This window comes from Streptomyces sp. NK08204 (assembly GCF_020400585.1).
In the GTDB taxonomy this organism is placed as follows: domain Bacteria; phylum Actinomycetota; class Actinomycetes; order Streptomycetales; family Streptomycetaceae; genus Streptomyces.
The window spans coordinates 52,026-74,496 of sequence record NZ_JAINVF010000026.1 but is presented as its reverse complement, the minus strand read 5'-3'; the positions used below and the strand labels follow the sequence as shown (position 1 = coordinate 74,496).

Annotated in this window: 20 protein-coding genes; 8 read left to right on the top strand and 12 right to left on the bottom strand. The window is 71.0% G+C overall.

The features are described 5' to 3' along the window. Nucleotides 1-134 precede the first annotated feature (134 nt). The gene (locus K7G59_RS28840; RefSeq protein WP_225839364.1) at nt 135-1,133 is read right to left on the bottom strand and encodes a hypothetical protein; all 999 of its coding nucleotides are present in this window, start codon (nt 1,131-1,133) and stop codon (nt 135-137) included. A 34-nt stretch (nt 1,134-1,167) separates the two neighbouring features. Beyond that, nucleotides 1,168-1,416 (bottom strand): hypothetical protein, encoded by a 249-nt coding sequence (locus K7G59_RS28835; protein ID WP_225839324.1) that lies wholly within the window; start codon nt 1,414-1,416, stop codon nt 1,168-1,170. Between the two features lie 20 nt (nt 1,417-1,436). Between K7G59_RS28835 and K7G59_RS35430 the strand changes: the two genes are divergently transcribed. Next, on the top strand, nt 1,437-1,691 hold the full coding sequence (locus K7G59_RS35430; RefSeq protein WP_374114297.1) for a hypothetical protein: 255 nt from the start codon (nt 1,437-1,439) through the stop codon (nt 1,689-1,691). 307 nt (nt 1,692-1,998) lie between these two features. On the opposite strand, the gene K7G59_RS28825 is transcribed toward K7G59_RS35430, so the two are convergent. The 3 genes from K7G59_RS28825 to K7G59_RS28815 form a co-directional block, all read right to left on the bottom strand. Continuing rightward, nucleotides 1,999-2,805: a maleylpyruvate isomerase N-terminal domain-containing protein gene (locus K7G59_RS28825; protein ID WP_225839323.1), complete on the bottom strand. Its 807-nt coding sequence runs from the start codon at nt 2,803-2,805 to the stop codon at nt 1,999-2,001. Nucleotides 2,806-3,158: 353 nt separating this feature from the next. Then, nucleotides 3,159-3,893: a sulfite exporter TauE/SafE family protein gene (locus K7G59_RS28820; protein WP_225839322.1), complete on the bottom strand. Its 735-nt coding sequence runs from the start codon at nt 3,891-3,893 to the stop codon at nt 3,159-3,161. A 215-nt stretch (nt 3,894-4,108) separates the two neighbouring features. Then, nucleotides 4,109-4,567 (bottom strand): nucleotidyltransferase domain-containing protein, encoded by a 459-nt coding sequence (locus K7G59_RS28815; protein WP_225839321.1) that lies wholly within the window; start codon nt 4,565-4,567, stop codon nt 4,109-4,111. A gap of 320 nt (nt 4,568-4,887) precedes the next feature. On the opposite strand from K7G59_RS28815, the gene K7G59_RS28810 reads away from it, so the two are divergent. From K7G59_RS28810 to K7G59_RS28795, 3 genes are all read left to right on the top strand, one after another. Beyond that, nucleotides 4,888-5,271: a VOC family protein gene (locus K7G59_RS28810; RefSeq protein WP_225839320.1), complete on the top strand. Its 384-nt coding sequence runs from the start codon at nt 4,888-4,890 to the stop codon at nt 5,269-5,271. Nucleotides 5,272-5,388: 117 nt separating this feature from the next. Further along, nucleotides 5,389-5,937, top strand: a complete 549-nt coding sequence (locus K7G59_RS28805) for a GNAT family N-acetyltransferase (RefSeq protein ID WP_225839318.1) — start codon at nt 5,389-5,391, stop codon at nt 5,935-5,937. 484 nt (nt 5,938-6,421) lie between these two features. After that, nucleotides 6,422-6,844 carry an SRPBCC family protein gene (locus K7G59_RS28795; RefSeq protein WP_225839317.1) on the top strand — a complete coding sequence of 141 codons (423 nt, stop codon included), beginning with the start codon at nt 6,422-6,424 and terminating at the stop codon, nt 6,842-6,844. Nucleotides 6,845-6,875: 31 nt separating this feature from the next. On the opposite strand, the gene K7G59_RS28790 is transcribed toward K7G59_RS28795, so the two are convergent. From K7G59_RS28790 to K7G59_RS28770, 4 genes are all read right to left on the bottom strand, one after another. Next, nucleotides 6,876-7,268, bottom strand: coding sequence for a hypothetical protein (locus tag K7G59_RS28790; protein WP_225839316.1), 393 nt, complete (start codon nt 7,266-7,268; stop codon nt 6,876-6,878). Beyond that, on the bottom strand, nt 7,268-9,589 hold the full coding sequence (locus K7G59_RS28785; RefSeq protein ID WP_225839315.1) for a DUF4132 domain-containing protein: 2,322 nt from the start codon (nt 9,587-9,589) through the stop codon (nt 7,268-7,270). The genes K7G59_RS28790 and K7G59_RS28785 overlap by 1 nt, the downstream gene beginning before the upstream one ends. Then, complete coding sequence (locus K7G59_RS28780) at nt 9,589-12,093, bottom strand: DUF4132 domain-containing protein (RefSeq protein WP_225839314.1); 2,505 nt, start codon at nt 12,091-12,093, stop codon at nt 9,589-9,591. Before K7G59_RS28780 ends, K7G59_RS28785 begins: the two co-directional genes overlap by 1 nt. An 800-nt stretch (nt 12,094-12,893) precedes the next feature. Next, complete coding sequence (locus K7G59_RS28770; RefSeq protein ID WP_225839313.1) at nt 12,894-13,460, bottom strand: TetR/AcrR family transcriptional regulator; 567 nt, start codon at nt 13,458-13,460, stop codon at nt 12,894-12,896. 87 nt (nt 13,461-13,547) lie between these two features. On the opposite strand from K7G59_RS28770, the gene K7G59_RS28765 reads away from it, so the two are divergent. The 4 genes from K7G59_RS28765 (at nt 13,548) to K7G59_RS28750 (ending at nt 17,684) form a co-directional block, all read left to right on the top strand. Beyond that, a complete protein-coding gene (locus K7G59_RS28765; protein WP_225839312.1) occupies nt 13,548-14,015 on the top strand; it encodes a nuclear transport factor 2 family protein in 468 nt (155 codons plus the stop codon). 411 nt (nt 14,016-14,426) lie between these two features. After that, a complete protein-coding gene (locus K7G59_RS28760; protein ID WP_225839311.1) occupies nt 14,427-14,945 on the top strand; it encodes a GNAT family N-acetyltransferase in 519 nt (172 codons plus the stop codon). Between the two features lie 936 nt (nt 14,946-15,881). Beyond that, nucleotides 15,882-16,895, top strand: coding sequence for an alpha/beta hydrolase (locus tag K7G59_RS28755; protein ID WP_374114296.1), 1,014 nt, complete (start codon nt 15,882-15,884; stop codon nt 16,893-16,895). 201 nt (nt 16,896-17,096) lie between these two features. Then, a complete protein-coding gene (locus tag K7G59_RS28750) occupies nt 17,097-17,684 on the top strand; it encodes a histidine phosphatase family protein (protein ID WP_225839310.1) in 588 nt (195 codons plus the stop codon). A gap of 137 nt (nt 17,685-17,821) precedes the next feature. Here K7G59_RS28750 and K7G59_RS28745 read toward each other — a convergent pair whose 3' ends face one another. The 3 genes from K7G59_RS28745 to K7G59_RS28735 form a co-directional block, all read right to left on the bottom strand. Next, on the bottom strand, nt 17,822-20,641 hold the full coding sequence (locus tag K7G59_RS28745) for a type 2 lanthipeptide synthetase LanM family protein (RefSeq protein ID WP_225839309.1): 2,820 nt from the start codon (nt 20,639-20,641) through the stop codon (nt 17,822-17,824). A 234-nt stretch (nt 20,642-20,875) separates the two neighbouring features. Beyond that, nucleotides 20,876-21,076, bottom strand: coding sequence for a DUF6229 family protein (locus K7G59_RS28740; protein ID WP_225839308.1), 201 nt, complete (start codon nt 21,074-21,076; stop codon nt 20,876-20,878). A gap of 345 nt (nt 21,077-21,421) precedes the next feature. Then, nucleotides 21,422-22,030, bottom strand: coding sequence for a DNA-binding response regulator (locus K7G59_RS28735; protein WP_225839306.1), 609 nt, complete (start codon nt 22,028-22,030; stop codon nt 21,422-21,424). Nucleotides 22,031-22,471: the final 441 nt, after the last annotated feature.

Sequence of the window (22,471 nt, the reverse complement as noted above, 5' to 3'; positions counted from 1 at the left end):
CAGGGAGATTGTGTCACTGTTTGATCCAGTATGGATGTGCAGCTCGGGTGACCGGGCAGCCCTGACGTAACCGGAGCCGACCGCAAGTGAGCAAGGTGATCGCGCGGCTGCGGGGCGCCTGGCGGGCGGGACGGTCATGAAGCGTTGCGGAAGGGAGCGGTGGCGGCGGAGCCGACCGCTCCGGGCCCGTACTTGTCACGAATGCGGTCCATGGCCTGTTCGGCGACGAGCCGGGATTCGCGTGCCCGGTCGAGGCTGATCTGCTGAGGGGCCTGCCCGGCGTCCATGAGGTCCTCGCCCCGCAGAGCAATGCCCACCAGCCGTGCGCGCTGCAGCCCTGCGGCGTCCATCAGCTGGTACGCCACCGTGCGCAGGTCTTCGTCATGCGCTGACGGTTCGGTCAGGCGGCGGGTCTTCTCCCAGCCGGCGCCGCCCGCGAACTTGAGGGTCAGGGTGAGCGCGCGGGCCGCTTGATCGCGTCGGCGCAGCAGCAGCCCGAGCTGTGCGACCAGGTCCAGCAGGGCGGCCCGGACAACCGCGCCGTCCAGGGTGTGACGGGGGAAGCTGGTCCGTACGGCGGCGGACGCGGGCAGTGCGCGGGGGACGACGGGGCGGGGGTCGACACCACGGGCCCGGTCAGCGGCGAGGCGGCCGGCTCTCTTGCCGAGCAGGCGCTGCACCGTGGCCGGGGAGAGGGCCGCCAGCAGTCCCACACAGTCGATGCCGTAGTCGCAGAGCACGGCTGCCTGGCGAGGTCCGATGCCGTGCAGGTCCTGGACCGGAAGCGGTCCCAGCCAGTCGGCGACCTCCTCGGGGGTGACACAGAGGACGCCCCCAAGACCACTGATCTGACCGGACGCGGTCGCGGCCACCGTGATCGTCGGCGCGATACCGATACGGAGGTCGACGCCGAGGCGTGAAATGGACCTTACGCGCAGGATCTCGCCCAGATGCACGGCGTCGGTGCCGTGGTAGCGCAGAGCGCCCCTGAGTTCGACCAGAGCCGCGGCCGGGGGGAGGGCCTGGACGACCGGGGACAGATCGGCCAGCAGCTCCAGCACCTGCCGGTAGGTCTCCTCGGACAGCCGGTGCGGACAGCGCACGTGCATCACCGTCGCCTGCCCGGCCTGCATGCCGTGGTTGTTCACCGTGGTCACCTCCCACCCCTCACACTATCGAACATAAAATCGAACACGCGAGTGCGCGGCGCGGCAGGCCCGCGGTTTCACGTGGCGTCGGGGTCAGCGGCAACGGCCGGGCTGATCTGGATATGTCGAGCAGCGGCGGCTGCGCGGTTTCGGGAGCCTGGCCGAACGGCGCGTCCTGCTCGCGGTCGACTTCGCCGACGGGACGGCCGAGACGCTGTCGAAAGCCCTTCGCTTCGGCGTTCGAGACGAGCAAGGAACTGCGCGGCACAGCAGGAGCATCTGCTGGAGGTGGAGACCGGCCATCGCAGCGGCAGCCGCTTCCAGGCCCGCCCCGGTGAGCCGCGCCCCGAGTTCTACCCGGCGCGCAGGACAGTGACCGGGCGGCGCCTGACGAAAATCCACGAGTGGAAGGCGCTCGGTATGCGGGAGGCCAGGCAGCTGGGACTGGAGTCGGTCAGCGAGCGCGCTGCGCACGGCCTCGCCGGTCCGGCCGACGCCGACGAGTACCACCGCCTGCTGTGGAAGCACGGCATCGACTGGTGATCGCCCGACGCGGCGTCACCCAGGGCCCGGGCTCGGCAAGGTCCGCTGAGGTGCCGAGCGCGCCTTCGTCTGGCTGCACCGGTTGAAACGACCCCGCATCCGCTACGAACGACGCGCCGACCTCACCGTCGGCCTGGCCCCGGAGCCTGGGCCCGCAACACTGCCCTGGAGCAGTGAGTCGGCCCAAGGCATGCAGGGGGCCTGGCCGGAGATCGCGATCAGCGAACCCCAGCCACCAGGGAGTGCCCCACCTGGTCCGCCCCGAAGACATGGCTTCGGGGCGGACCAGGTGGGGCACCGTCACTTCCTACCGCTCCGGGTCCCAGGCCACGAGCTGGTCGAAGAGGCGTCGGTTGCCGTCGAGCTTCAGGGAGTCCAACGGAATGCGGCCGTAGAGGGCGAGGACCAGCTCATTGGCCGTGCCACCGAGGGAGGCGTCGGCCGCGTCCGGGTCCTCGTCGGCGGCGGTGCCGGTGGCGGGCATGGTGCCGGGTGCGGGCAGGCGGGCGGCCCGTGCGCCCTCGTCGGAGAGCCAGTTGCGCCAGGAGCGGCCCTCGGTGGCGTGGTAATCGACGGCAGCGGGCTCGTGCGGCCAGGCGACCGTCGTGGTGCAGATGGTGGACAGGAACTCCTCGACACCGTCGAGTGCCACCTCGTCCGGCAGCGGCTGCGGGGCGCCCACGGTGAGCTGGGCGTCGTAGGTGTGCACCGCGATCTCGTGGAGCTGGCGTCGGGCGACGGCACTGCAGGTCTGCGGCGACTGCGACTTACCCCACCACGTCCAGCAACCGCGATCCGGGCCGGCCTCCCGCAGTGCGTCCAGGAGCTGCCGCGTCGATGCGGCCAGCCAGGCAAGCAGGGCCTCGCGCTCCCGGGGCGCGGCCGGGTCGCCCTGCGGTGCGCACTTGGCCGTGGCGTCAGGCCCTGCGGCGATGGTGGCGGCCCAGGCGCGGCGCCCCTCGCCCAGGTGCTGCACCAGGTCGAACAGCGTCCACTCGGGGCAGGTCGGCACCTGCACGTCGAGGTCGGGAGCGGTGGCGACCGCGGCGCGGAAGGCGGTCGACCGTTCGTCGATCAGTCGCAGCAGGTCGGGGAAGTCCAGAGCACTTTGCACTCCGGATGTCTATCACTGTGCTCCGCCGAGCGGACAGCGATTTTCCTGGCCGACGCAGCGGGCGCGCGGCACGTGCCACGCGCCGTCGGGACGATGCGGTGTCACCATTGCGCCCACCGCGGGCGGGTGTTCAGCACCTTCAGCCGCTGCTGCCCCGACTGCCTCCCCGGCGGCACCTGGCGCCGCTCCTCGGGCAGCGGGCGGCGGCTGGTGCGCTCGCGGTGCTGAGGTGCGGGTCTGCAGGACGGCGGCTGCGGAGGATCTGCCGTCGTGCGTTCGCGGCTGCCCGCCTGCACAACTCGCCCCCACTCAGTACCGCCCGATACCGGACCACCTACAGGATCATTGAGCAGTCATGCCATCTGCAACAGCCCTTTGGTCAACACGGAGAAGCCACCGGCCAGGGCCAGGGCGAGGATGAGCCGACGCACCCCCCGCTCCCGGACTCTCGGGGCGAGCGCCCTGCCGATGAGGGCGCCCGCCACCATGGCGGCCACGGTCACCGTCCAGGCCGACCCGCTCAGCCGTGGTACACCGTTGACGGCCACGGAGAAGATGTTCACCGCAATGCCGTAGAACTGCGCGTTGGGCACGAATTCGTGAAGCTCCCATCCCGCATTCAAGGCGTACAGCGAGTACGGTGGCCCGCCGACACCGGCGGCGGAGTTCATGAATCCGCCCACGGCACCCGCGGTCACAGCGCCCCTCGTTCCGGTCAGAGCCGGTATGCGCGCGCCTCCTATCACGAGAGCCACGGCAAGCGTCACGAGAGTCCCGATGCCGGCCAGCAGTACCGGTTCGGAAATCCGGGAGGCTGCCCACGAGCCGGCAGGCACGGTGCAGGCGGCAGCGATGACCAAGGGAACCATGGCTCCGATCCGTATCCGCCGCCAACCCGCGGCGAGTCCGACGATGCTGATGGCTCCGGCTGCGCAATTTGCGAGCACCACCCCCTGCGCCGGCCCGAGCATCAGAACCAGTACAGGGACCGCGATGAGCGCAAAGCCCATGCCCGTGAGCCACTGCACCGAAGCAGCCAGAACGACCGTCCCGCCCAGTAGCAGCTCGGCCGCTCCTGCACCAGCCACAGCAGACCCCTCACGTCACCCGGATGATCCAGGTCATCCTCAGGAGAGGATGACCCCGAACGCAATGGCCTGGCAGGCAGGTCCTCTCGGTACCGGCACCCGTCGATCACAGGATCCGCAAGGCCGGATCACGCAAAGAGCCCGAACAGGCGGCCCGGTCACCGCCCGGACAAGCGACCCGAGAACCCCACTGGCATGCCCGGTAGACCAATGCCCTAACAGGCGGCGAGAAGGCCGGCGAGGATGCCTGCTGGATCGTGCAGCAAGCGGGCGCCGTCGGTGACGACGCGATGTGTCCCAGGATCGACGGGATCTGTCTTCGCCCAGGCCGGAGAGCCGATGCCCATCTCGACTTCCAGGCCGGAGGCCGTGGAATAGCGTCGCTCTGTGATCGCCCCCCACGACTGAGTGCGGATCAGTTCACCCAGCCCGAGCTCCATGGCCCAGACATCGTCGAGGAGATAACGGGGCTCGTCCACGGTGAGCAAGACGATGTCGATGTCGGAGTCGGGTCGCGCAGCGTTGCGGGCGCATGATCCGACCAGAAGCAGACCGACGATGTCTTCGCGGCTCCTGGCCCAGCGGGTGATCCGACCGATGACCTCGTCGATCTCGGCGATCCGCTCCGGCGGTAGCGCGGTCCGAAAGCTCGCTGCCTGATCGTCCCGAACCACCGTGATGCCCCCTTGCCCTGGTTGGTGCCTGACTCCCGGCCATGCTACGGCGCTTCAGGAGGTGGGGAACTGCGCGGACTCAGCCCTGGGGAGTCTGGTAGCCACCATCCGCCCGCACCTTGGTCACGCTCGGGTGTGCCGCGTCCAGCTCGTCCAGCATCTGCCTGCCCGTCGGCGGAGTCATGCACCACCGAAGCAGCGGTGACGAGCACGGCCGGGACCAGGCCGAGGCTGTCGGTGGATCAGGTGCACGCGGGAGAAGGATCCGTGCAACTCCGAGGCGTGGTCGGCGCCTTCGTTGTCTACGTACACTGACGAGCATGGCATGCCGCATCACCGAACTGGTCATCGACGCCGCCGACGCCGACCGGCTCGCCGCGTTCTGGAGCAAGGTCCTCGGCTACGTCGAACTCGGCCGGGAAGACGACGGAAGCATCGAGATCGGACCGCCCGACGCCGGCTTCGGCGGCCCTCAGCCCATCCTGGTGATCAGCCCCAGCAGCGATCCGCGGGCCGGCAAGCTCCGGCTGCACATCGACGTCAACGCCACCGACCGCGACCAGGACGCCGAGTTGGAGCGGCTGCTCGCCCTCGGGGCCAAGCCCGTCGACGTCGGCCAGACCGGCGCCGAGAGCTGGCACGTCCTGGCTGACCCGGAGGGCAACGAATTCTGCCTGCTGCACGCCCGGGTCCAGCCCCTCTAGATGATCAATTCCGAGGGGTCAGTGCGACCGCCTGGTCGAATGCGACGCAGAAGTGTCGAGGGCATCAGCGCATGGATCGCCAGCCTTGAGCGGTTCCGCGATCGATAGGGTTACTCAATGCTCGAAGGAAAGTTGGTAAGGCTGCGCGCGCTGCGCTCCGAAGACGCTGAGCACCATTTCCGGTGGCGCAATGACCCGGAGGTGGTGCGCTGGGCCGCAGGTGGTGACCCGTGTTTCGGGCCGGTCACGGCGGAGGCGATCGGGCTCGGCTTCGACACCATGCTGCGACTGAGTCCGAGGGAGTCGGCCGTGTTCACGGTCGAGGATCTGGCAGGCGGGCGGGTGATAGGCATGGCCGACTACCGGGATCTGGACCCGCACGCCGGAGTGGCCACGCTGGGAGTCACCATCGGCGAGCGGGAGTTCTGGGGCTGTGGCCATGGCAGTGACGCGTTGCGGCTGCTCGTGGGCCACCTGTTCGGTGCGTACTGCCTGAGTCGGCTGGAGCTGGACACCTGGAGCGGCAACGAGCGCGCCGTGCGCGCCTTCACCAGGTTGGGCTTCCGTGAGGAAGGCCGCCGTCGGTCGGCTGTGCTGGTGGAGGGGGAGCGCTACGACCGCGTGCTCTTCGGAATGCTTCGCGAGGAGTGGGCGAACCCCGCGTGACGCCGTAGATGATCTCCCAGGGGGCGTTTGCGGAGGCGAGAACGGAGGCGCCCAAGATCGTTGCATGCCCGGGCTCACCTGCGGCGCCTCTTCCCGTGCCTGCCGCAGCAACCCGGCTATAACAAGCGGCCCTCGGCGGCGAACTCCACCGCATGGCCGCAGCCGCCGACGACGAACTCGTCCGCTACACCGCCGGACTGCCCTTCGCCCATCCCGTCCACCAGGAGGAGACCACACACTCGGCATGAGGCCGGGCGCCGTCCGGCCCGGATCCCGGGCCCCGCCCGGAGTCCGTCCGGCGCCGGATCAGGCGTGGTCGGCATGCCCACGGGCCGCCTCAAGGAACGGCGGCCCGCACCTGCGCGGATGGCCACCCGCGCCGTGAGACGACGTCCGCGGAGGCCGCCAGGGGCACCGGCGGGCGGGGGAACCCTGTCCGATTCGTTCAAGAGCGCACGACGGTGTGCCGCTACCGTCGATTTTCATGAACGGCACCACCACGACCTCCCGCCACATCAGCGTCCACATCGACCGCCCGCTCGAGGAGGTGTACGCCTTCGCGTCGAACCCGGCCCATCTGCCCGCGTGGGCCAAGGGCCTGGGCGACGCCATCGAGAAGATCGGCGATCAGTGGGTCGCCGCTGCGTCCCCCATGGGACGCGTCACGGTCACCTTCGCACCCCGCAACGATTTCGGCGTGCTCGACCACGACGTCACGCTGCCGTCCGGGGTGACCGTCTACAACCCCGTACGCGTGATCGCCGACGAGGAGGGGAGCGAAGTGGTGTTCACCCTGCGTCGTCGACCAGGCGTGAGCGACGCCGACTTCGAGCGCGACGCCGGCATGGTCGCCGACGACCTGGCCCGGCTCAGGGAGCTGATGGAGTCGCCAGGCGGTCAACGGTGATCACGGTGTCGTCGGCGGCAGGGCCGGGCGCTCAGCCGCCGACGAGGGCGACCAGCTTGATGAAGACCAGGTCGGGATCGGCGGTGAGATCCACGACGTCGTCGAGGTCCTCGACCTGGCGGTCACCGGCCAGGACGAAGAAGCCGTTGGCCAGGAAGGCGCGCTCGGCGATCCCGGCCTGGCGTTCCCAGTCGATGCGGCGGGGTTCGCGCAGGAGGTAGCCGTTCAGCTCCGTCTCGGCGTCGTCGGGGCGGACGAGGCCGTTGAAGCGGTTGCTCGGGCCGCTGTTGTACCGGGTGACCTCCTCGCGTACCCGGAGCCTGATCAGCTCCCGTACGGTCATCCGTTCCGGCAGCCCGGTGACCTCCCACTCGGTGACCGGCTTGCCCGTCGCGGTCTCGTCCCTGAACGTCACGGTGGCCATCAGGCACCTCGCTTGATCTGCATGAGGATGGTTTCGTCGGTGATGTCGGTGTCGGCCGCGAGCAGGAAGGCCTTGCTGAGGATCAGTGAGAGGCGCTCGTCCTCGAACGGCAGGAACACCTTGCCGTCCCCCGAGCGCCGTGCCGGGACGATGCACAGGTAGCTGTCGTCCGGTTCCATCAGGATGTTCGCCGAGCCCAGGTGGATCCTGTACGTGCGCAGATCGCCCCGGACGGTCAAGAAGCGGCCGTCGAGGGTGCACCGAGTGGCGATCTTCAGCCGGGGCAGGATCCGTTCCAGTGCCTCGCGACGGGCCTGTGCGCTCTCCGTCAGCTCGGCGAAGGAGGCCCGTTCCCAGTAGGTGCGTCCAAAGCCGCCGTCGGTCCAGTCGGGATCGGCGGCGATCGAGGTCACGCCGACGAAGAGGTCCACGTCGCGCATCGCCTCGCTGAACACCAGCGGGGGCACGTCGGCGAGCGGTGCCTCGCGCCAGGCCCCTGCCACCCGGCGGTCGAAACGCACCTGGTCGGTCGAGGCCAGTTCGTCGTCGCCCGCCCAGTCGGCCCAGCTGTGGAAGAAGCGGACCCGCCACTGCCCTGCCGCCAGGGTGCGTTCGGCTTGGTCGCCGTCCCCGCCGTCCCAGGGTCCGAGCAGGTTGCTCTTCCAGCCCCGGGCCCGGAAGAGAGCGAACATCCTGCGGTAGTGCACGAGGTGCGCGGCGAAGCGGTTGGAGTAGACGCGGGTCTGTTCCTCGGCCGGGGTGAGGAGATAGACCTCTCGGAACGCCTGCTTGAAGGGCTGCCGTAGGCCCCGCTCGGTGAGCAGGTCCCGCCAGGCCCGCACGGCCGGGGGGTCGGAGCGGAGCGGGTGCCAGAGCCGTACCGGGGCGGCGTCGGGGGCGTCGGGAAGCTGCCCGTCCGTCTCGGGCAGTACCGTCCGCCATTCGCCCGGTGCGGTCTCGACCTCCCAGATCAGCCTGCGTACGAGGGTGCGGGCGAGGGGGTGCCCGGCCAGCTCGGTGCGCCACCAGCCGTAGGGGTGGACGGCGTCGACGGTGAAGCCGCCCTCCAGCGCGCGTATCAGTGTGGCGAGTTGGGCGTTCACCCGCTTGACCAGGTCGCGCAGCTCCTTGACGAGGGCGGTGTGGTCGCGGCGGACCGGCGCCGGGACGCCGCGCAGTGGGCGGCCGTCCTTCTCCCAGGCCAGCGTGGCGGTTTCGGTGACCGTGACGACGGCCTCGTAGTCGCCGGCCGTGCGGCGCAGTACGCCGTCGTCGCCGAAATCCAGCCTGGGCAGCCGTAGCGCCACGTCGGTGCGCTCGGCCAGGGCCGCGTCGACCTTCTTGAGCATCTTGTCGAGCTGCTTGGGCACCCCGGCGTGGCGGACGGTCCGGCGCACGGTGCGGATCGCGGTGACCAGTTCGGGCGTCGGGAAGTCCTGCGCGGCACGGACCACCTCGTACAGCAGGGCCTGGGACGGAAGCGTCCTTGCCGCCGTCGGGGCGAGGGCGATACCGGGCAGCAGGCGCTCGAACAGCTCCGGCAGCCAGGGTTCGTCGCGCAGCAGTGCCGCCCGCAGAGCCTGTCCGAGCGAGGTGATCTCCCGGTCCGTGAACGCCTTGTCCGCCCGGTAGGGGATCTCGCCCGCCCGGATCGCGTCGGTGCGCTCGGCCGCCGCTTCCAGGGCACGGCGGGCGAACGCCAGGTACGCGGGGTTGTCGGCCGACCTGCGCCACGCGTCCGGGAACGGCGAGAGGAACCTGTGGTCCCGGTCGGTCCCGGACAGCTGTGCCTGTTCAGCCGAGGTCAGTCCGGCGACGGTGGCGATCTCGTCCGCGACGATGGGGCCCACGTCACGGGAGAGTCGCTCCACGGCCGCACGCAGGGTCCCATCGCCGGCGAGCCGCGCGACCGCGAGCAGTGCGTACGGCTGACGCACGGTGTCCTTCTCCAGCCACGACCCGACCAGGGCGCGCGCCGGTTCGGACACGTCGGGAAGCCGCCCCGTGCAGTTCTCCAGCGCGCCCAAGCCGCGTGTGAGGTCCGCCCAGCCGCGCTGCTCGTACCTCTCGACGAGTGCCTCGAACATCCGGCGGCACGCGTCGGGCGTATAACGCGGGCGTCGTTCCACGGACGCCTCCTCGACGGCGAAGCGGACTCTCGTCATCGTGCGCGGAGCCGAGGCGTCCACCCGGTAGGCCGCCACGAGCAGGCTTCCCAACTCCTCGTCGGAGACCTCTGGGAGGCCCGGGGGCCAGTCCTCGGTGCCGAGCACGAAGTCCGGGTCGGTCAGCGCGCACATCAGCCGGTCCGCGAGGTTCATCAGGCGCCTTTCTTGATCTGGCGGAGGATCGTCCTGTCGGTGATCTTCGTGTCGGCGGCGAGCAGGAGCGCCTTGCTGAGGATCAGGGAGAGCCGTTCGTCCTCGAACGGCAGGAAGACCCGGCCGCTGCCCTTGCCGCATGACGCGACGATGCACAGGTAGCTGTCGTCCGGTTCCATCAGGATGTTCGCCGAGCCCAGGTGGATCCTGTACGTGCGCAGATCACCCCGGACGACCAGGAACCGGCCGTCGAGCGAGCACCGGCCGGCGATCTTCAGCCGGGGCAGGATCCGTTCCAGCGCCTCGCGGCGGATCTCGGCGCTCGCCGTCAGCGCACCGAACGTGGCCGTGCGCCAGTACCCGGCATAACGGTCCTCGCCGCGGTCGGTCCAGTCGGGATCGGCGGCGATCGAGGTCACGCCGACGAAGAGGTCCACGTCGCGCATCGCCTCGCTGAACACCAGCGGCGGCACGTGCGCCAGCGGAACCTCCCGCCAGCGCCGGCCGTGCCCGTCCCTCCGCTCGAAGCGGACCTGGTCCGTCGCGGCGTGCTCGGGTGCGTAGCCGCCGCCGTCGTCGTCCGCGGCCGGTTCGTGGTGGAAGCAGGCCCGCCACTCGCCGTCGCCGAACTCGGCCCGCGCCGTGCCGTCGTGGCCGCCGTCGTACCGGCCGAGGAAGTTGGCCTGCCAGCCGCGTTCCTTGAACAGCGCGTAGAGCTGCCGGTAGTGGACGATATGGGCGGCGAACCGGTTGGAGTAGACGCCGGTCTCCTCCTCCGCCGGCGTGAGCAGGTAGATCTCACGGAATGCCTGTTTGAACGGCTGTCGCAGCCGTTCGGCGACGAGCCGCTCCCGCCACGCCCTGATGTCGTCCCGAGACGCCCGGATCGGATGCCACAACCGGACACGCCCGGGCCGGCCAGGCGGCTCGGCACCGGGCGCCACCGCACGCCACTCGCCGTCCGCGCCCCGGAACTCCCAGATCAGGCCGCGGACGAGAGTCCCGGTGACCGGATGGTCGCGGTAGTAGCGGCACCACTCGTCGTACGGCCATTCACGCCCGGCCGACATCAGCGCCTCGACGCGGGCCCGCTCGTTCGCCAGTGTGCCCCGCACCTGTTTGGCCAGGGCCTTCAACTCCTGGAGTTCGTCCGGGAAGCCGTCCTTGACCGATCCCGGGGCCGTCCGGGCCGTTGTGCCGTCGGGGCGTGTGAAGGTGAGTCGTACGGTCGCCGCTTCCTCGATCGACACCCGTACCCGGTGGGCGCCCAGCTCTCGTTCCAGCGAACCGTCCGGCGCCAGGCCGTGATCCGGCACGCTGCGCTCGACGAGCTGCGCCGCCGTGATGCCCTGCTTCCCCGCTGCCGTCACCAGCGCGGTGTCGACCTGCTTGCGCAGCCCGCGGTGCCTGATCCGGGACTGCAGCCGCCACAGGGCCTCCAGGGCCGCCGGATCGTCCACCTCGGCCAGGGCGTTGATCGCCGCGCCCGCCAGCTTCGGGTCCTCGATCACACCGGTTCCGGGGTCGCCGGTGCGCAGTGCGAGCGCGTCGAGGTGCTGTACCGCGGCCGGGCCGCCGGTCAGCGCGGCTGCCCAGACGACGCCGCGCGCCAGGTCACCGTCGTTCTGGTGGACGACGTAGTGGTAGTGGTACCCGCCGCCGATCCAGTCGGCGTGCGCACCGCTCTGCCTGCTGCACAGCGGATCGTCCCCGGCGAGCGCCCGCAGGACGTCGGCCACGAGATCCCGCGCTGACGCCGCGTCCGCGAGTTCGAGGCAGGTCCGCCGCCATCTCTGCGTAGGACGCGGCCCCGACAGGCTCGCCAAGTGCCTTATGAATCCCGCCAGTTGCGGCGTCGCCGAGGTGTTCGCACGGTCGCGCAGCGGGGCGGCCCAGGCGTCGTACGCCGGGATCAGCCCCTCGGGGATGTGTGCCTCGTCCACACCGGCGAGCAGCGCGCGGAGGCGCTGGGCGAGCTTGGTGCGCAGGCGCGCCTCGACCGTGGTGTCCATGAGTTCCGAGTGTGCGTGCCGCAGCCAGGGCATGATCGCGCGGCGGTCGTCGGCGTCGAGCCGGTCGGCGGCGTCCAGCGCCATCTGCAGCCCGTGGGCGAACCAGAAGTTCATGTCGTACTCGGTGGCGCGGAGCAGCAGCACCGCGACCTCGCCGGGCGTCCAGCCGCGCACCCGCGAGACCACGGAGGCGATCTCCGTCTCGTACTGCCAGAAGCCCATGTCGTCGAAGCAGGCGGCCAGCATGAGGCACAGGACCGCGGCCCTGCCCTCTTCACCGGCGCAGGCCGCGAGCCGCTCGTCGATCTCGGCCTGGATCGCCGCACCCGCCGCCCTGTGGTGCGTGTGCTCGAGCCCCCTGGATCGCCGGACCTCGGTTCGCTGGCGTTCCAGGAGGTCGACGAGCCAGCGGCCGCGGTCGAGCGCGGCGGACCTCACGGCGTCGAGCGAGTCGTTCCTGCGGCAGTCTGCCACCAAGGCGTTGTAGAGCATGGCGGGATGATGACAGGGGGCACTGACAGTGCGATCGGCCCGAGACCGCGTTCATCTGACCGACCGGACGAGTGACGGTGTGCCGGATGACCGGTTGGTGATGTTCGGAAGCGGTGGGAAGTGATCAGCAGCGAGCGCCGCGATGAGGCGTCGCAGAGCCGCACGGGCGGGCAGTCCCCAGATGGGTGCCGCCGGAGTGGCCGTGGACGCCTGCCTCTTCGATGAGGATGCCGCTGAGGGCGCGCGGCAGCGAGATCACAGGCCGGATCGTCCCCGCAAGAGGTCGCGAAGTCGGTCACCGGGCAAGAGGTGCCGTCCGTGGTGACCACCGTTCCGGGCGCGCCCGCTCGGGCGCGTCGGCGGCGGCGTCGTGCCACACCGCTCGAACGGTCTCCGGGTCAGGGATGAGCCCCGTTGTCGGTGGCCGAGGAGAGTTGCTCGGCGGACTGCTCGGCGCGGTCCTCCAGTGACCGGCCGCGGCCACTGGAGGCCGGGGGACCCGTCGGGGCCGGTCGGTGAAGAGCCGTCAGGAAGGCGGCCGGCCGTCGGCCGCCAGCGCACCGCTTGTGGCGGCGGCACGGTCGGCGGGCTCGCCCGGCACTCATGTGGTGGCCGGTCAGGGCCGCGGGATGGCTCGGAGGGCTCGCCGGGCCGCCGGCCGAGCCGCCGCAGTTGGTTGTCCCAGCGGCGCCCTCCGCGCCTCAATGGGCGATCGGCCGGGTCGGGGCTGTCGGCATGGGCGACTTCGCCGCGCAGCAGTACGTCCTCGACCACAGTGACCGTATCGCGGGCTGCTCCTGTCATGAGGTCCCGAGCAGCATCGCGGCGGCTGTGCGCGCATGGCGGGCCGGGGCCGGGTCGCCGCTGATGCCGGCTGTCACGATGGCTCCTTCGGCGAGCAGGAAGACGGCTTCGACCGCCGGCAGGCCGGTGGCGCGGACCCACCGCGCGATCTGGTCGTGGAACGCCTGCTTGTGCGACCGGACTTCGGCCAGCACCGCCTCGGACGACGGACCGAGTTCACCGAAGGCGTTGATCCAGGCACACCCGCGGAATCCGGGTTCCGCGAACCATCCGGCAAGCCAGTCGAAGATCGCGAGCACGCGCTCGCGGGGGTCCTGGACCTGCTCCACATGGGCGGCCAGTTCCCCCCTCCATCGCCTGTCGCGACGAGCGAGCACGGCCACCACGAGGTCCTCCTTCGCCGCGAAGCACCGGTATATCCGCTTCAACGGCAGTCCGGATGCCGCACGGACCTCGTCCATGCCGACCGCCTGTATGCCTTTCTCGTAGAAGAGCCTCTCGGCGGCGTCCAGCAGCGCTTCGCGGTCCAGGCGGTTCTGCTCCTCGGTGATCGGGGCCGGCATGGGGAACTCCTTGACGTTGAGAACGATCGTTTTCTATCGTAGGCCGCAGCAATGGAGAACGCTCGTTCTCAACGCGAGGAGGCCGCAATGCCGGAAGATCGCCCGCCCTACCCGCCCTTCACGCGGGACACGGCGCTGCAGAAGGTCCAAGCGGCCGAGGACGCGTGGAACACACGTGATCCTCAGCGGGTGGCACTGGCCTACACGCCGGACTCGACGTGGCGGAACCGGGACACGTTCCTCCACGGCCGTGAGGAGATCGTCGCCTTCCTCACACAGAAGTGGGAGCGCGAACTGGACTACGTGCTGCGCAAGAGCCTGTGGGCCTTCCACGAGAACCGGATCGCCGTCCGCTTCCAGTACGAGTGTCACGATGCGTCAGGTCAGTGGTGGCGCAGCTACGGCAACGAACTGTGGGAGTTCGACGAGCACGGCCTCATGCGACGCCGCGAGGCCAGTATCAACGACGTGCGCATCAGCGAGTCCGACCGGCGCTGGTTCGGGCCACGGCCGGAGGACGAGCGCGGCCCCGACCACGAGATCCCCCTCCAGTGAGAAGCGACCGGGCAGCACCGCCGCCCCGGACACGCGCAGGTGTTCTCGTTCTGGGCGACGGCCGTTTCACGGTTGGTCGGTCCCACCGGCGGAGGACGTCCTGTGCACGGCCACCGGACAATGCCGGGGCCGGAATCAGGGGCGGAGCCGTGGAGTCGACGCTCATGGCGCGGGCACTTGGGTGGCGCCCCGGTGGCCGTTGGACATGGGTCATCACGAGGACACCTTCCGCGGGATCGACGACGTCCGACCGCTTGCGGCACGCAGCTCGTCCTGCTTTGCGGCGGGCCGACGGAACGCGTGGACAGCCCCGGTCAGAGCTGGGCAGAACAGCACTCAGCCCGCGCGGCGGCCACGGCCCCTTTTTTTTACACGTGCCGGGCAGCGGCGCGGCTGCTTACTCTTGCCCGCATGTCCACGTTGTCTCTTTCCCCGCTGCGTCTGACTCCGGACGAGATCGCCGAGATCGTCGGCATCTACGCGAGCAATCCCGAGTACTGCCGCGCCGCCGGCGAGTACGACCCCGACAACATCGACGCCGAGCAGGTCGAAACCGACCTGCGCCAAGACACGGGCGCCACCGGTTTCGAGGTCCTGCTCGCCCGCGACACCAAGGAGCGGGCAGCGGGCCTGGTCTCCCTGCTGCACGAGCACCCCAAGGACGGGTATCCGTGGATCGGGCTGCTCATCGTGCACGGAGACCGGCGCCGAAAAGGAACCGGCCGGCTGCTGGCAAGCATGGTCGAGGAACGGCTCAGCAGCCTGGGTCGCAGCGGCATCCGCCTCGCGGTCCTGGAAAACAACCCCACGGCGCTGGCGTTCTGGAACTCACTGGGCTGGCAGGAGATCGATCGCCGTCCCGACATCCAGTACGGTCGCCCCTGCATCGTCATGCACAAGCAATTGACCGCGGGTGGCCTCGGAGACTGACCGGGTTCACCGGTCGCCGGCGCGGAGTCGGACACCCGGCGGGGCCGAAGGCGGTGTCGGGGTACGGTTCGCGGCGTGCTCCGCGGAGGACGACGACGGCGTCGGGCGCCCGGTCACGCATTGTGGGTGCGGTCCAGCAGTGCGCGCGCCCCGGCGGTGCGGCGGGGGTCCGGGCCGAAGGCCGCGAGGCAGGCGTCGTGGCCGCGGAGGCCGCGGGCCAGGCCGAGCCACAGGACCAGGCGGCACAGATCCGGTCCGGATGAGCGGCGAGGACCTCGCGGGCCGGCCCCTCTGCCGCGGGTGGCGGCCCTGCGCGTTCATGGCGTAGATCAGTCCGCTGCGGGCAGCCGTCACGATGAGCGCCGTCTCCGGCCCTCTGCCGCGGGTCGCGGCCCTGGGCACCCATCGCTTGTGCGGCGATACTCAGTGCCCGCGGTGCGTGACCGGGAGCGGGCTGCGGCCACGGCGCGGGCCTCGGCATCGGTGTGGTGCCCGGCCATGCACAGGGCCGTGGCCCCGGACAAAGGGAAGGCCGTCGCCCCTCTGGCGTCGCTTCGACCGTGCGACCTGAAGAGCTTCCCGGCTGGACCATACGGACGCCACGTACGCCCGGTGGAGGAAGGGGCGTCGGGCCGGGCGAAGGCGCGCGTCGGCGACGACGGCATCGTGAGCCCTGCCGCGCAGCCCTCAGTCAGAGCGCGGTGAGCAGTGGACATGACCCGGCGCCGGGGCCTTCGCTGTCGGGGGATTCAACGTCTGCTCCGGCGCCGGGAGATTGTCACACCTCTCTGACAGCGCAGGGCGCTGTGATGTGACAGGGATGGGGGTGTGACGTGCGTCTCAGTGCGTCAGGGGTTGCTGGTGAGGCCGGCCCGGCCGGGGTCGGACGGTCGTTCGGTCAACCCGCAGGGCACGGCTACTGATTGACTACGCCCCATGGACATGGCTCGGGACGGCGTGCCCCCTTTCGACCCCGAACTGGCTGCGGCGCTGGCGGCTTTGGGGGACGAGGCGAGGAAGCCGTACACCCCGGACAACCTTGCCGCCCGGCAGAAGCGGGATGCCGCGGCACGGCCCAGGCCGACGGTGCAGGATCTCCGGGCCGACGGCCGCTTCGAGGTGAACGAGCTACGGGTGCCGGGCGGGGCGGACGGACAGGACGTCACGCTCGTGAGCGCGCGGCCCGCCGATGTCGCGGGCCCGCTGCCGCTCCTCTACTACATGCACGGCGGTGGAATGATCACGGGCAATGCGTGGTCCGTACTCCCGCGGCTGCTGCACGAGTGGGCCCTCACGCTGGAGTTGGCCGTCATCTCCGTCGAGTACCGGCTGGCGCCGCAGGCGAGGTACCCGGTACCGGTGGAGGACTGTTACGCCGGGCTCGTCCACGTGGCCGCACAGGCGGACCGACTCGGCATCGAGGCGGGCCGCATCATCATCGGGGGAAAGAGCGCCGGTGCCGGACTCGCCGCCGCACTCGCCCTGCTCACCCGTGACCGGGGCGGGCCCGCCCCGATCGGGCAACTACTCGTGTGCCCGATGCTCGACGACCGCAACGACACGTTCTCCAGTCACCAGATGGCCGGTACCGGCCTCTGGGACCGCACGTCCAACGCGACCGCGTGGCAGGCGCTGCTGGGCGACCGTCACGGCGCGGCGGACCTGCCGTCCTACGCGGCGCCCGCCCGCGCCAAGGATCTGTCCGGACTGCCTCCGGCCTACATCGAGGTGGGGTCGGCCGAGACCTTCCGGGATGAAGGCGTCGCCTACGCCAACGGGATCTGGCAGGCCGGCGGCCAGGCCGAATTGCACGTGTGGCCGGGTGCCTTCCACGGCTTCGACACCGTCGCACCACAGGCGGCGCTCAGCGAGGACGCGCGCAACGCCCGTTTCCGCTGGCTCCGGCGCGTCCTCACCCAGTCCGCAACCAGCGACGCACCCGTCCGCTGAGCGCGCTGCGGACCCGGCCCGGAGCGTACCGACGGTGCACTGAATGCCAGTCACCGGCGCCGATCGTCGGCAGAACCGGCCCGCGCCGGCACCGCACGGACGCCGAGATCGAGTCCAGCCACGTCGACACGCACGCCGTCGGCGTGGTCGGGTTCGCCTTCACCCAGTCGCTGGTCCCCTGATCGGATAGCGTGCTCGCCCATGGGGAAGCTGATATTGATCAGGCACGGCCAGACCGAGTGGAGCCTGTCGGGTCAGCACGCGGGACGCACTGACGTTCCGCTGACTGACGCGGGCGAGGCATCGGCCAAGGCGCTCGCTCCAAGAGTGGCCCGACGCCCGCTGGCCGGCGTGTTCAGCAGTCCGCTGAGCCGCGCCATGCGGACCGCTGAGCTGGCGGGGCTGACCGGCGTCAGGCCCGATCCCGACCTGGTGGAGTGGGATTACGGCGGCTACGAGGGCCTGACCGCAGCGCAGATCCGGGAGGGGCGGCCGGGCTGGGACCTGTGGCGGGACGGCGTCGTTCCCGGCGACGCCGACCATCCCGGTGAGCGGCTCGAGCAGGTGGCCGCGCGTACGGACGCGGTGCTGGACCGCATCCGGCCGTTGCTGAACGACGGCGACGTCGCCGTGGTCGCCCACGGTCATCTGGCGCGGGTGCTCGCCGTGCGGTGGCTGGGCCTGGACGCAGCGGCCGGCCGGCTACTGGGCCACCCGCATCCCGGAACCCTGAGTTTCCTGGGCCATGAGGACGGGCAACCGTTCATCGCCGCCTGGAACGTCCCGTAGCGGCAGCCCGCCGCACGACCGCGGTGTGAGGCGCCGGCAGCCGCCGCGGGAGCGGTCGCCGGCGCGATCACCCGTTCCAGGTGCTGCGACGGGGGCGCTGTCGGCAACACCCTGGACCGGGCTCGGTCCGGGCGGGGTCAGTCGAGGAGCAGGGGATTGGGCAGGTCGGCCCCGGGATGCATGCGCAGGAGGGTGTGCAGGACTCCGGCGAGGCCGGACATGAGACTGGGTGAGAACGCCTCGCGGGCCAGGCCCCCCACCGGGCCGCGCTGTTCGAGTCCGGTGAGGATCTCCGCGTCCAGGTCCTGTCGGTCACCGTGGCCCAGAGCCGTGAGGAACTCCCAGAGGCCGAGGTCGCCGTGGCACAGGGTGTGGCTCCAGCCGAAGCCTTCGGCGGCGCAGGCGCGTGCGGCGCGGCGTGCCATGTCGAGATGGGCGGGGTCGCCGGTGCGCCGGTGCAGGTCGAGCATGCCGATACCGATCCCCGCGCTGCCGTGGCACCAGCTGGTGAAGAAGTCGTCCTCGGCGCCGACCCGGACGTCGAGCCAGTTGCCGTGCTCGGGCCGGTACAGGGATTCCTGGTAGGCGAAGGCCCGGTCGGCCAGGTGGCGCCAGCCGCGGCGTTCGGCGGCGGAACCCGCGTCGCTGAGGGCGAGCCGGGCCAGGGCCCAGCCGATACCGGTGGCGCCGTGGGCGAAGCCGCCGATGCCCTCGGGGTTGAGGCGGGTCGTCCACCGGGCGCCGCCGGCGTCAAGGGTGGCCAGCCCGGCCAGCCGGCGGCCGATGTGGGCGGCGGCGCCGAGCCAGCGGTCCTGTCCGGTGGCGGTGGCCAGGTCGAGCAGGGGGACGATCGCGCCGCAGGCCCCGTTGAGGAGGTCCACCTCGATGTCGTCCTCGACCAGAGGCCCTCCCTCCGTGAGCAGCAGGGCCCGTTCGGCGGCCCGCTCCAGCAGCCCGTCCTCGCCGAGCACCCGGTGCAGCGCAAGCCACGTCCACACCTGCGAGGCAGCACCGCTGAACGCCCCGGGCGAGGGTGTCGGTGTCAGGTCCTCGGTGGTGACCAGCACCCGCAGCGCGCCCTCGAACGTCTCGGCGACGCCCGGCAGTTCGTCGGCGCGACCGGCCCGTGCCTCGGTCACGTACTCCGCGAGCGCCAGGGCCACCCCGCCCTGCCCGGTGTAGAGGTCGGCGGGCAGCACCCTGATGGACCATCCGGCGGGCGTGAAGACGGGGCTGATCCAGGTGACCGTACCGTCCTCGCCGCGCACCGCCCCGTCGCACAGCCGCCGTACCATCCGCGCGGCCAGGTCCCGGCGGCGCCGCTCCCGGTTGCGGGCGTGCGGGTCGCGGGCGGCGGCCTGCACCCGTGCGGGCAGCGAGCGCTCGTTGAGGTACGCGCCCACCAGCGCGTCCTGGATCACCGCCTCCTCCAGCGACAGGTCGGCGGTGCGCCAGTCCTCGACCGTGTTCCGTACCGCGGTGGCGTCCACGGGGAAGGTGAACATCGGCACGTCGCCCGCCAGCAGGTCCGCGATCTCGCCGTCGATGGCCGCACGGTCGGTGGGCGCGCCGGGCAGCACCTCGGCGTTGCGCCGCAGGATGTCCCGGGCCCGCTCGACGGCCGCCGCCTCGTCGTGCAGGGACGCCGGGTGCCACAGCATCCGGCCGATGTCGACGTACGCCTGCGTGGGCCGCAGGATCCGCCGCGCCCGGGCGCCTTCGAACCGGCGCAGCAGCCGGTACGGGTCGCGGCCGGGGGTGCGCAGGTGTGCGGTCATCTCCTGGAAGCCGGCCAGGATCCGGTCCCAGTACGTGCTCAGTACGGGGGTGGGGCTGGGGTGGTTGGCCGCGGCGGGCATCGCCACCAGGTCCACCTGGAACCGGGCCGCCGCGGTGCCGCCGTCCGCGATCACCGGGTTCGGGATCAGCGGCTGCTGTCCGGGCAGCGCCCCGACCCCGGAGATGTCCACCCCACCGAGCGCGAATCCGGTGCCGCGTACGGGCAGCAGTCCGGTCCGCAGCACCGTACGGCGGATGGCCGCCGCCGCCACGTCCACCGCGTCGCCCCGGTTGCTGGGCGGGAAGGGCGCGGGGGCGTCGAAGAGCGTCTCGGCGTCCACGATCACCGGCACCGGTCCCGCGGCGATCATGTTCTCGGCGTGCATGTCGGTGCCGCCGGTGAAGCGGAGGACGGCCAACCAGTGTCCGACGCCGCGGTAGAAGGCGGCGAGTTCGGCCTCGTCGGCGCAGTAGCGGTGGCGGACGAACTCGGCCCAGCCGTAGCCGTCACGGGCCAGCGTCCGCGGCACACGGATGCGCTCGTGCGGTGCCGGGGCGGCGGGGAGGTCCGCGAACAGCTCGTCCAGCAGGCCGCCGAGGGCCACGTCCGTCTCGGACGGGCGGGGCTTGTACATGAGGCTTCCGCCGTCGAAGTCGACACGGCTGACGGTGAGCCCGCCCCGGTGGCTGTCGCCCGCCCCGAAGGTGACGGCGCGCATCTCCCCCGCCGGGCCGTCCAGCAGGGAGTGCAGCAGAGTGCGGTCGGCGGCGAGCCGTTGCGCGAAGCCCGCCGTCGCCGCCACGGACAGCCGTGCCACCGCCGCGATCCGCGGGACGACCGTCGGGTACCGGCCGGAGAGCTGGTCGAGGTAGCCCGCTCGTCCGGCCTGCTCGAGGTACGCGGCCCATATCTGCGGGTCCGACGCGTTGCCCGTGGCGGCGCCTGCGCCCGGGCCGGTGCCCGCGGCCGTGCCCGCGGCGGGTGGCCGGCCGCCTGTTGCCAGGCGCAGCGCGTGCAGCTCGATCAGGAACAGGCGGGAGAGTTTCGCGTGCAAGGACCTGAGCAGGGCGGTGTGGCCTGCGTCCAGCACGACTTCCCGTTCGTCCTGCCCGAGGCCGTTCACTGCGGCGAGCCGCCGGGCCAGCTCGTCCCGCCAGGGCCGGGCGATGCTGCGCACGGGCCGGGCGAACCAATCGGCCTCGTCTTCCCTGTCCGGTCCCGGTCTCTTCGACCCCGATCCGCTCACCATCCGCCTTCCCCGTTCCCCTGCCGCGTCGCGCCGTCCGAGGCGCCTTGAGGTGGGGCGTGAGGAACCGTTCCACCGGCCCGGTTCCTCACGCTCCCGTTCGTGGAACCTCACTCCGGGCTCCGCCGGGGCGCGCTCAGCGAGTGCGCTCCGGAGCGGAGACGGTCAGCAGCACCAACTGCCGAGCGACCCGGACGGGCTGGAACAGAAGCCGTAGAGGGAGTCGCTCGGGTCGGTGAGTGCGGCCTCGGCGGCTGCGCCGCCGACATAGAGGGGCCCGGCCGGGTTGGACTGGCCGTACGCGCTCTCGGCGCCCGACAGCCAGGCTTCGAGCACGGCGGTGTGGGACAGGTGGGTCTGGGGCATCAGCGGCCTCCGGACATAGGAATGGGGCGGGTTTGCCCAGCCCTGAGTATCGCCGCGTTCGAACACGTGTCAGACGACCGATTCGGCCACACTCGTACGGTTCTCATGCTGCGGCCCGCTACCTGTGAGGCGGGCGGGAGCATACGCGGGTCGAGCCGTGACACGTGCCGGGCCAGGAGAGGCTCCAGCTCGCGTTCGGTCCGGTGGCGGCTCGTGGCGGGAAGACGTCTCGACAAGGGAGCAGGTGCGGGCTGTCGGCCCGGGCGGGCGTGTCGGCAGTACGCCGCAGCCGCTTTCGAGGGCCCCGGCGTGCCGCCACGACGACGCCGGGGCCGGGTTCTTCGCTCAGATCCAGCCCGCCCGCGACGCGGCGTGCACGGCACCGATCCGGTTGCCCGCCTTCAGCTTGCGGACGGCGGAGTGAATGTGGTTCCGGACCGTGCCCGGACTCAGGTGCAGCTGGGAAGCGATGGCGCTGAGCGGGCGGCCGTCCTCTGCCGCCTTCAGGATCTCCGCCTCGCGGGCCGTGAGCGGGTTCTCGCCGGCGGCCAGCATCTCGGCAACCAGCTCGGGCGGGAAATGCCGTCCGCCTGCGTGCACTTCACGGATGACCTGGCACAGCTCGCGAATCGAGGTCTCCTTGGTGAGGATGCCGCGCACTCCGGCCTTGAGCGCCCGCTGCAGGTGCCCGGGCCGGGGAACACGGGTGAGGATCACCACCGGGAAACCGGGCCGCTCCAGGTGCAGTTGCTCGGCGACCTCGATCCCGCTCATGCCCGGCATGTGTACGTCGAGCACGGCGAGCCCCGCCTCGTTCTCCTCCACGAGCCCCAGCACCCTGTCGCCCCGACCCGTGTGGGCGACGACATCGATGTTCCCCGACATTTGGAGAAGTTCAGCCAGGGCCTCCCTGGTGAGGGCTTCGTCCTCGGCCAGGACCACCTTGATCGCCATCTTCCCTCCACCAGTCGCTCCGATTCAGGGGCACGGTCACTTCGACGCAATAGCCGGAATTGGGCTGGGGCCGTGCGTGCACGTGCCGCCATGGCCGGGACGAGGGCCACCCGGTCGGCAGAGATCTCCTCAAGGGAATGACACGACACCCGGCTCGCGAACCACGCCCGACGGCGGTGGCCGGGCTCCACCCGCCCTCAAGTTCACCGCGAGCCGGACCAGAACTCGAAACTCCGCGACTGGTGCCGAGCGTCACCGAAACAGGTACGCGCGAAATTACTGGGAAGTAAGCTAAAATCATTGGAATCCCCCGCCCTGCGTTCGAGCCGCAACGGCGACCATAACTCTTCAAGCTCGACTCTTCTACCCTTGATCGTCTTGATAGAGCGCGGGACGAGCGGGTCTCAAGACGTGATGACTTGTCGGGGCGCTCCCAGCAGC